The organism is Treponema sp. J25, from assembly GCF_004343725.1.
Lineage (GTDB): Bacteria > Spirochaetota > Spirochaetia > Treponematales > Breznakiellaceae > J25.
This window is the reverse complement of the sequence record NZ_PTQW01000036.1, coordinates 17,354-27,142: the sequence shown is the minus strand read 5'-3', so window position 1 is coordinate 27,142 and position 9,789 is coordinate 17,354. Positions and strand designations below refer to the sequence as shown.

At 32.6% G+C, this 9,789-nt stretch carries 12 protein-coding genes; all 12 read left to right on the top strand.

The genetic code is table 11. The features are described from left to right. A partial coding sequence (locus C5O22_RS13610) for a hypothetical protein (RefSeq protein ID WP_207895379.1) occupies positions 1–281 on the top strand: 281 nt, incomplete at its 5' end. Positions 282–629: 348 nt separating this feature from the next. Continuing rightward, on the top strand, positions 630–1,136 hold the full coding sequence (locus tag C5O22_RS10935) for a glycosyltransferase family 25 protein (protein ID WP_132781763.1): 507 nt from the start codon (positions 630–632) through the stop codon (positions 1,134–1,136). Positions 1,137–1,155: 19 nt separating this feature from the next. After that, positions 1,156–1,917 (top strand): DUF6492 family protein, encoded by a 762-nt coding sequence (locus C5O22_RS10930; protein ID WP_132781761.1) that lies wholly within the window; start codon positions 1,156–1,158, stop codon positions 1,915–1,917. A 24-nt stretch (positions 1,918–1,941) separates the two neighbouring features. After that, positions 1,942–2,844, top strand: a complete 903-nt coding sequence (locus C5O22_RS10925) for a hypothetical protein (RefSeq protein WP_132781759.1) — start codon at positions 1,942–1,944, stop codon at positions 2,842–2,844. Between the two features lie 37 nt (positions 2,845–2,881). Further along, positions 2,882–3,799 (top strand): hypothetical protein, encoded by a 918-nt coding sequence (locus C5O22_RS10920; protein WP_132781757.1) that lies wholly within the window; start codon positions 2,882–2,884, stop codon positions 3,797–3,799. After that, positions 3,796–4,692 carry a glycosyltransferase gene (locus C5O22_RS10915; RefSeq protein ID WP_132781755.1) on the top strand — a complete coding sequence of 299 codons (897 nt, stop codon included), beginning with the start codon at positions 3,796–3,798 and terminating at the stop codon, positions 4,690–4,692. Before C5O22_RS10920 ends, C5O22_RS10915 begins: the two co-directional genes overlap by 4 nt. 5 nt (positions 4,693–4,697) lie before the next feature. Then, positions 4,698–5,783 (top strand): glycosyl transferase, encoded by a 1,086-nt coding sequence (locus tag C5O22_RS10910; protein WP_132781753.1) that lies wholly within the window; start codon positions 4,698–4,700, stop codon positions 5,781–5,783. Continuing rightward, positions 5,783–6,148, top strand: a complete 366-nt coding sequence (locus C5O22_RS10905) for a sugar 3,4-ketoisomerase (protein ID WP_132781751.1) — start codon at positions 5,783–5,785, stop codon at positions 6,146–6,148. The genes C5O22_RS10910 and C5O22_RS10905 overlap by 1 nt, the downstream gene beginning before the upstream one ends. Then, positions 6,145–7,224, top strand: coding sequence for a DegT/DnrJ/EryC1/StrS family aminotransferase (locus tag C5O22_RS10900; RefSeq protein ID WP_132781749.1), 1,080 nt, complete (start codon positions 6,145–6,147; stop codon positions 7,222–7,224). Before C5O22_RS10905 ends, C5O22_RS10900 begins: the two co-directional genes overlap by 4 nt. Before the next feature lie 5 nt (positions 7,225–7,229). Beyond that, positions 7,230–8,033 (top strand): glycosyltransferase family 2 protein, encoded by an 804-nt coding sequence (locus C5O22_RS10895; RefSeq protein ID WP_132781747.1) that lies wholly within the window; start codon positions 7,230–7,232, stop codon positions 8,031–8,033. After that, positions 8,017–9,042 carry a glycosyltransferase family 61 protein gene (locus tag C5O22_RS10890; RefSeq protein ID WP_132781745.1) on the top strand — a complete coding sequence of 342 codons (1,026 nt, stop codon included), beginning with the start codon at positions 8,017–8,019 and terminating at the stop codon, positions 9,040–9,042. Before C5O22_RS10895 ends, C5O22_RS10890 begins: the two co-directional genes overlap by 17 nt. Beyond that, positions 9,039–9,788 (top strand): DUF2334 domain-containing protein, encoded by a 750-nt coding sequence (locus C5O22_RS10885; RefSeq protein ID WP_132781743.1) that lies wholly within the window; start codon positions 9,039–9,041, stop codon positions 9,786–9,788. The genes C5O22_RS10890 and C5O22_RS10885 overlap by 4 nt, the downstream gene beginning before the upstream one ends. The last annotated feature ends 1 nt before the right edge of the window (position 9,789 follow it).

The following is a 9,789-nucleotide window of genomic DNA, read 5'->3' as shown; positions in this document are numbered from 1 at the left end:
ACTATTATGGCAGAGCGCGCAATGTTGGTTTTGTATATATTCCTGCAAAGTATTTTTCGGTAGATTTCCATAACTTTTGTTATAAATTGATAAATAATATTAAACAATTATTCAGCGAAAATAAAATCGATAGTAAAACATTTCGGCTCTGCGAAGAAATTACTCTGAGCATTGCTGCTCAAGTTTTCTTTGAATCCATTACAACTTTAAAAGAAACCGACGGCCCTGGCAATACCCATATCATCGAATCGTTTTATTATGGGTGTACTCATGGGGTATAATCAGAACAAGTGGTGCACCGAAGTGCTATCCATGCATAAACCTATGGTAGTAATTGTATAGTAATATTACTAAAAACTCTTTCGACTAAGAACTAAAATTCATTCTTTTAAGAAAATATTTAGTGAGATATAAGAGAGAAGCAAAAGTGAATATAAAAAATTATTATTTTTATCCTCAATACAGTATATAACATTTCTTTTTTACAAATTAGGAAAGGAAATCAAAACAGAAAAATAGAAGAAATCTTTATATTAACAATTCCGAGAAATAAAGAAAGAAATAGTCAAACATATAAATAATAGATTCGCTTTTTCTTTTTTTATCGGATTTGATGGTAAAAATGATTCATTAGCATCATTAAAAAATCTTATAACCCTAGAGATAACATTACCCCCGGGGAAATTGGTTGTGCTATGAGTTATAGAATGATATATGAACATATAATAAAAAATAATTTGAATACTGTTTTGGTCTTAGAAGATGATGCGCATATAGATTTCAAAAAATGGCATATTTTAGAGAAAATACTACAACAACTACCGGAAGATTGGGATCTTGTTTATTTAGGATACAAAGATGGGGAAATCAGAGGATATATTCCCTTTATAAGCAAGGAAGGGGCCACAAAACGTTATAAAAAATACCTAAGAAAAGCAGGAGCCCACGAGCTAACTGTTGGTTATTTAATATCAAAAAAAGGAGCAGAAATATTGCTAAAAAAACAGACACCCATTCAATATACTTCTAACGGATTAATAGAAAATGCTATTCTAAACAACGAAATAAAGGCGTTTGTATCTGTACCTAAAATAATTCATCCCAATACCACCGTAAAATCTAGTATTTGGTCATAATATCAGGAGGTTACAAAAAATGGAAAAAATAGATGTATTTATTCCTACGATAAAAAAAGACTTTAATATTCTACCCTATACAGTTTTTTCATTAAAAAAAATAAATCATAATATCGACCAAATATACATTGTTTCTCCTGAAGACAATGAAATCATAGATTTTTGCAAAACAAACAAAATACAATTTATTTCTGAAACTGATATGATTCCTCTGAGAAAAGAAGATATAACATATAGTCCTAAAAACATTAACAGAGCTGGTTGGCTATACCAGCAACTACTCAAGTTATCTGCGGATACGGTGTGTAATTCTGAATACATATTGATACTGGATTCTGACACCGTTTTTTTAAGGAAACAACGGTTTATATTCAAGAATAGAATAAGAATAAATTATTCTAAAAACGAAAGGCATAAACCGTATCTTGATTTTATTAACAGAATTTTTCCTAATTTCATTTTTTTCCCACACTCTTTTGTAACTCATCATTTCTTCCTTGAGAAGAAAATTTTAATTGAACTAAAAGAAAACATTAGCACAGAAACCAAACTAAATTGGTATTCAGCTATTCTTTCTAATCTGGACAATAACGAAATTTCTTCATTCTCAGAATATGAATTATTAGGCAATTATTATTATAACAAATATAGAAATAACGTTTTTTTTTCTGACTTCAAGAATGTAGGTGTTTCTGAAGATTGTTTCTTTAACAAGAAAGCAAAAATAAAAATATTTTCCCTATATTATAATTCTTGTTCTATTCATCATTACAATTCTTGATTTATTTATAAGAGGAAATATATTGTGAAAAATATTTTTGTACTTGTTCAAACAAGGAATTATCCTGAATATATTATTGATTGTGTTAAACAAATCAGATACTTTAATAACAATCCTATCTTCTTGTTATCAGATAATGATTATTATCAAAACAACATAAAGGAAATATCCAACACAGAATTAATAAATATAAAAGAACTAAGGAAAACAGAAAATCATTTGTATTTTACCAAGCATCAATCGCTTGATAATAATTTTAGAAACGGTTTCTGGGTATCAGCAGTAGAACGTTTTTTTATAATAGAAGACTTTTTAGATGCTTATAATATTGAGAACATAATACAAGTTGAAACCGATAATTTAATATACACTGATTATCAAAAAATATTTGGTATATTAGAAAAAACATCTAATTTTTCTATAATTTTAGATCATAAAAATCGTTGCATACCAAGCATTGTTTATTTAAAAAACAAGTCTAGCATAGAATCCTTTAACAGGTTTTACAATACTAAATGTTTAAGTAAAAAACTAAACGATATGGAAGCTTTGGCTTTATTCTATAAAAAACAAAAAAACAAATTTCTCATTAATAATTTACCCATAACCCCTCCTCAAGCGAAATTTCGGATATTAAAACATATCCACAACATAAATTATTATAACAACTTTTGCTATTTTAATGGTATTTTTGATGCCGCTGCCTTTGGGCAATACTTAGGCGGAGTAGATCCAAAAAATATACAAGGTAATACAGTTGGATTTATAAACGAAACATCTGTTGTAAAGCCTAACAGATTTAAAATAATCTGGGAAGAAGATAGTTCTAAAAGGAAAACACCTTTTATATATTACAAAGATAAAAAATATCCAATATTTAATTTACATATACATTCAAAAAATCTTAAAATATTTATGTCAGAATAACTTTTGAATAATTCGTAAACATAGCAAATCAGCTGATATGTCTTTTCGTTTTCTTCATAAAATCAAATCCGCTCAACTCCGTTTTTCTTCATGGGTTATAAAAAATTTTTATACTACTATTCATGCTTATCCTTCTTCGTTTCCGTATCTTTCCGGTGATAGCTTTAGAGCTCTATGTAATCACGTATGGGATTCAGAAAAAAAGGAGCCTCCTTTTAGCCTGAAGAAAATTAAACAGGGCGATCTGGTATATGTAGCGGGAAATCATCTTTCCGACTTTTTTAAACTAGTGTCTTCTGAAAGAACACAAGTCTTCATTTTAATTTCTGGGAACGATGATAAAAATATCACCTCCGATCTAGTTAAAGAATTGCCTTCCTCAGTGCACCATTGGTTTGCCCAAAACTGTCTTGTTACCCATGAACGGATAACACCAATTCCTATTGGCCTCGAAAATCGTAGACTCCACTGGCATGGAAATATTGCGGATTTTAAAAAACTCAGAAGAAAAAAAAAGATAGCGCCTAATGAGCATATTCTCTACGGTTTTGCAACCGGGAACAATAAAAAAGAACGGGAGCCCGCTTTAAAAGCGCTTCAGGATCTTGCCTGGGCGTATCCAACGGGCAACTTGAACACATGGTATTATCGACGATATCTTCGTCAATTTGGTTTAGTGGCAAGTCCTCCTGGCAATGGGGAAGATTGTCACCGCACATGGGAAGCAATGTATTTAGGCGTTGCACCAGTAGTAAAGCGTTCGGTGCTAACAGAATATTTTTATTTCCTCGGGTTACCTCTTGTACTCATTGATACATGGGAAGAATTGCAGCACTGGGATGTTCCAATGCGGTTACAATTAGCTCAAAGGGCCCGCGAAAACATGAATCACCCGGCGTTGTTTATGCCCTTTTGGATAGAAAAAATAAAAAATAAAAGTAAAGAGCTTCTATGAAATTAGCCCCTATTTGTTTATTCGTTTACAACCGACCTTTTCACACAAAACAGTGCATCAACGCTCTTTTGAAAAACAATCTTTCAGAAAGCAGCGAGTTATTTATTTTCAGTGATGCACCTAAATCAGAAAAGCAAGAAAAGAATGTTCAGGAAGTACGTTCATATATAAAAAGTATTACAGGATTCAAGAGAATTAATATTATAGAACGTGAATTCAATTATGGTTTAGCTCAAAACATTATAGATGGAGTCACTACAATAGTCTCCCAATTCAATAAAGTTATTGTCTTAGAAGATGATTTACTCGTTTCCCCTTATTTTCTTGAATACATGAATAATTTTTTAGAAATATACAACGAAGACCATACTGTTGCATCTATTCATGGATATGTATACCCACTAAAAAATCGCAAAAAACTTTCAGAAACATTTTTTATTAAAGGAGCCGATTGTTGGGGATGGGCAACATGGAAAAGAGCGTGGGACTATTTTGAAAAAGACGGTTCTATTCTTTTAAAAAAAATCTTAGAAAAGAAATTAAAGAAAGAATTTGATTTTGATAATTCTTATCCTTATACAAGGATGCTATTAGAACAAATAAAAGGAGAAAATAATTCCTGGGCGATTCGCTGGTATGCCAGTGCTTTTATTAATAATATGTATACCCTTTATCCAAGGGAAAGTTTGGTTCAAAACATAGGAATGGACAATAGTGGAACTCATTGTGCATCAAATAATTTTTATAAAACAAATCTTATTGCTAGCCCAATTGTTTATACAAAACAACCCATAATTGAGTGTAAAGAAGCAAGAAAAGAATTTATCCACTATTTTCATTCATTAAGATATAAAAGCTGGCTTCAAAAAATTAACAACATTTTTAAGAAATAATTATTATGTTATATTTTTGCACCCTTTTTGATAACAATTATTTAAGTCGCGGTCTTGCAATGTACGAATCTTTAAAGAAACATTGCACTTCTTTTCATCTATATATATTAGCATTCAATGATGTTACATATTCTGTATTAAAAGACTTACAACTAGAATACTGTACTATTATTTCTCTTAAAGATTTTGAAAACGGAGAACTAGTATCAATCAAAAAATCCCGTTCTATTGCAGAATATTGCTGGACATGCACCCCTTCACTCATCAAATATTGCATTGAGACTTACAATATCCCTCATTGTACTTATATTGATGCGGATATATATTTTTATAGTGATCCAGCAATATTGGTAGAAGAAATGGGAGAAAATTCTATTTCTCTTTCTCCCCATTGGTACACCCCTGTTTATGATAAATCATCTCTAACGGGAATCTATTGTGTACAATTTATGACATTTAAAAATGATTCTTATGGCCTTAATGCACTTAACTGGTGGGTAAAAGCATGCAATGAATGGTGTTACGCCCGATTTGAAGATGGTAAATTTGGAGACCAAAAATATTTAGACGATTGGCCATATCGTTTTACAAGTGTTCATATATTGAACGACAGAGGCGCTGGTGTTGCTCCTTGGAATGTGCAACAATATCAAGTTAAAAAAGCATTACAGAAAGGAATTTTACTTTCTTGCAAAAAAGAGAGAAAAGACTTTTCTGTGATTTTTTATCATTTCCACGATGTTCGATTTAGAAAAGACAGCAAGATTGACCTTGGTAGTTACTTGCTTCCCAAATGGGTTAAAAATACTTTCTACAAACCTTATATCCAACACATATTAAAAATTGAAAAAAAATATCGTGAATATGGAGTACCATTTCACGAACAAAAAGAAGTGAAGAATATTTTTCTTGATAATCTAAAAACTTCTTTGCAACGTATATATATACTAAAACACTTTTTTTTCTTTACTTTAAACTTTTTCTTATCAAAGAAAAAAAAGAAAAACTCATCTCAATTTTTTCAGAATTCAATAAAAAAGCTTCTATTCAACAGAAACATTTACACAACAAAGTATTTCTTGGAGGAATAATGGCATACTTATTAGATTTACCTACTTTTACGGATCCTCGAGGAAGTTTAACAGTTTTAGACAACATAATTCCTTTTGAGATTAAACGAGTTTATTATATTTATAATGCAAGTGCAAAACGAGGTGGCCATCGTCACAAAAAGAATATACAATGTCTTATAGCGTTACAGGGATCCTGTGAAATATTTGTAAACAATGGAAGAGAAAAAAAGGTTTTCGTTCTAGATAATCCTTCAAAAGGTTTGATATTAGAAACAGTTGATTGGCACACCATGGACAATTTCAAAAACAATTGTATTTTATTGGTTCTTGCCTCTGAACATTATGATAAGAATGATTATATAGATGAGGAGTATCCTTCATGATAGAATATGAAAATCTTGGCAGAGCTAATTCCCCTTTTTTTAGAGAATACTTTAAAGCTTTGAAAAAAGCTATCAAAGGTGGTTGGTATATCCTCGGAAATGAGGTTTCTTCTTTTGAGAAAGAATTCGCCTCTTATATAGGAACATCACAATGTGTTGGAGTTGCCTCCGGCCTTGATGCACTTATCTTGGCAATAGACGCGTTAGATCTCCCTAAAAATTCAGAAATAATTGTACCTTCCAACACATATATTGCTACTATTATTTCTATTATTAGATGCGGTCATATACCTATTCTTGTAGAACCAGATATCCGTACATATAACATAGATCCCCTGAAAATTGAAGAAAAAATAACATCAAAAACAAAAGCAATTATAGTTGTCCATTTATACGGCAAAGCTTGCGAAATGGATCCTATCCTCCATATTTGTAATAAATATAACTTACGGTTAATAGAAGACTGTGCTCAAGCTCATGGGGCTATGTATAAAAACAAAAAAGTAGGAACCTTTGGGATCGGATGCTTTAGTTTCTATCCCACTAAAAATCTAGGGGCTCTCGGAGATGCTGGTGCTATAACAACCAACGATGAAATTCTAGCAAATAAATTAAGGGCACTTAGAAATTACGGTTCTTTTAAAAAATATTACAATGAATACGTAGGATACAACTCCCGTCTTGATGAATTACAAGCTTCTTTATTAAGAATAAAATTAAGAGACTTAGATAAAATAAATAATCACAAAAGAAGATTAGCAAAAATATATCATGAAAATTTAAGCGATAAGTTCATAAAACCAGTTGTTCATCCAGATTTTTTCGATGTGTATCATATTTATAATATAAGACATCCAGAACGAGATAAGTTAAAAGATTATCTCTTGAAAAATGGGGTAAAAACAGAAATCCACTATCCCTGTCCTCCACATAAACAAAAAGCAATGGAATTATATCTTACAGGAGACTATCCCATTAGCAGTGAAATTCATGAAACAACCTTAAGTCTTCCTATTTCTTATTTTCATAAAGAAAAAGATATACTCACAGTCTGTAAAATATTAAACAAATTTTAATTATTATGCCCCCTCTTCTTTCTATTGTCACCGTTACCTACAACCCTGGTGTATCCCGCTTAGAGAAAACCCTGCAATCGGTACTAAAACAGAACGCTCGATCCTACATTGAATATGGCATTGTAGATGGAGGTTCTACCGATGGGACCATTGAATTTCTCAAATCTCATGAAAAGTCACTCAATTTCTTTATTAGTGAAGAAGATAATGGGATCTATGATGCTATGAACAAAGGGGTTCAGAAATCTTCGGGAGAATGGGTACTTTTTTTAAATGCGGGCGACTACTTATATACACCTTTTACTATTCAAGAAATTGGAGAACTTCTTATCCAGCACCACCCTGATATTTTGTATGGAGACTGCATTCAAGAGTATCCCACCTATTGGGTATATGATAGAGCAAGTCCCCTCGAACGACTCCCCTATCAAATGATTGCATCTCATCAAAGCATGATCTGCAAACGATCTTTGTTACAGGACTATCCTTTCGATCTTTCATACAAAGTTTGCGCAGATTTTGATTTTACCTGCCACATGTACAAACGGGGCGTTTCTTTTTTATATTATCCCAGCCCCATAAGCGTAATTGAACCGGTAGGTTTTTCTTCAAAGCATTACAAAAAGAATCTTGAAGAGAAAAGAAAAATAACAACCCAGTATTTCCCTGAGAAGAAAATACAACTTTATTTTTTTTATACGAAGAAACTGAAGTTGCTTCCCTTTATTACTTTTATAAAAAAGATTATACCTCAGAAAATTCTTTATATAATTCATAGCAGGAAATACAAAGATGCAGCCAAAAAATAAATTATATTCCGAAACAACTCTTTTTCGTCGCTGGCCGAAAAATATCGAAGAGCAAGACAAATACTTATTTTCAAAAGAGATTCAAAAAGTTATTCCAGAAACTAATTTAGATATCATACCAGATGCATGGGTTTCATCTTACGGATATTTCAAAAAAACGATTTTTACTTCTATACACTCTTTTTCCTTCAATGCAAAACCTTCATGGAAAGAAAAACTTAAAGCTGAAATTAAATTCAATTTTAAACACCATACCAAGGAAAAGTTATCTGGTAGGGCCCTAGTTATCTGTGACAATTTTTCTAATGGATATTTTCATTGGTTCGCAGATGCATTACCACGATTATATGCCATTCAAGAAAACAACATCCCTTTTGATATTCTTTTGTTACCAAGCTATTGTAAAAACGAAGCATATATCAGGCCTTCCCTCATTCCTTTTTCCATTCCATCGATATACCTTTTAGAAGAGAAAGAACGGGTGCAAGCTCAACAACTGATTACCCTCTCGGCACTTGCACCCACAGGAAATTATCGTCCCGAAATTATGCAAGGAATACGAGAAATATACCGATCGTATTTTCAACTCCAGAATAAATCTCCTACTGCTAAAATATATATTAGCCGTGCAAAAGCAGCTCGTAGAAAAATAAACAATGAACAAGAATTAATTCCCATCTTTAAAAAACACGGATATGAAATTGCTTATATGGAAGAACTCTCCTTTGAAAATCAAGTAAGAATTGTGGGGAATGCTAAGATTGTAATATCCCTCCATGGGGCGGGATTAACCAATATACTTTTTATGGCCCCAGGAGCAAAGGTAGTTGAAATTCGTTTCCCTGGGGACCAACATAATAATTGTTATTTTTCCTTGGCCGACGCTTTAGACTTAGAGTATTACTATCTTATCGGAGAAGAATCCGCTAAAAAAATTAATCCTCATACTGATAATATTACTGTTAGCCCCTTTAAATTAGAATCTCTCTTAAGTAAACTTGAATCATGAAAAGCGCTCGATATCTATTTCGACTTGATGATGCTTGTTCCTATCAAAAAAAAGAAAACTGGGAAAGGGTTCTTTCTCTTTTTTCTTCATATTTTATAAAGCCCCTCATTGCAATTATTCCCGATTGTCAGGACCCAGAGCTCTGTATGCTACCCTACCAGGATGATTTTTGGGAGCAAGCCCGACAATGGCAGGCCGACGAGTATCCTCTTGCCCTCCATGGATATCAGCACCGTTTTCATAAAACTAAAAAAAATCTCATTCCTCTCAATCCTTATTCTGAATTTTCTGAGCTTCCCCTTAAAGAACAGCGCAGTAAAATAAAAAAGGCCTGGGGAATTGTGAAAGAACAAGGGCTTCTGCTGCATTACTGGGTTGCTCCTGCCCATAGTTTTGATGCCAATACTCTTTTGGCGCTTCAAGAAGAAACATCTATTCGTATCATTTCTGACGGCTTTGCCCTGACCCCTTTTCGCTGGAAAGGCTTTCTCTGGATACCCCAACAGTTATGGCATCCCCGGCCAATGATGGGTGGGACATACACTATTTGTCTTCATCCCAACGAAATGGAGGAAAAGGATTTTCTCCTCTTGCAGCGATTCCTGGAACGATACCACCAATCCTGTCCCTCCTGGGATGAGGTTGCTCAAAATAAATATGCCGCCTTTCCCTGGCGACGGTGGGAACATAAGCTTTTTATGTATGCAAAAATACTCAAAAACAAACTAAAAAAAAGGAACAACTGAT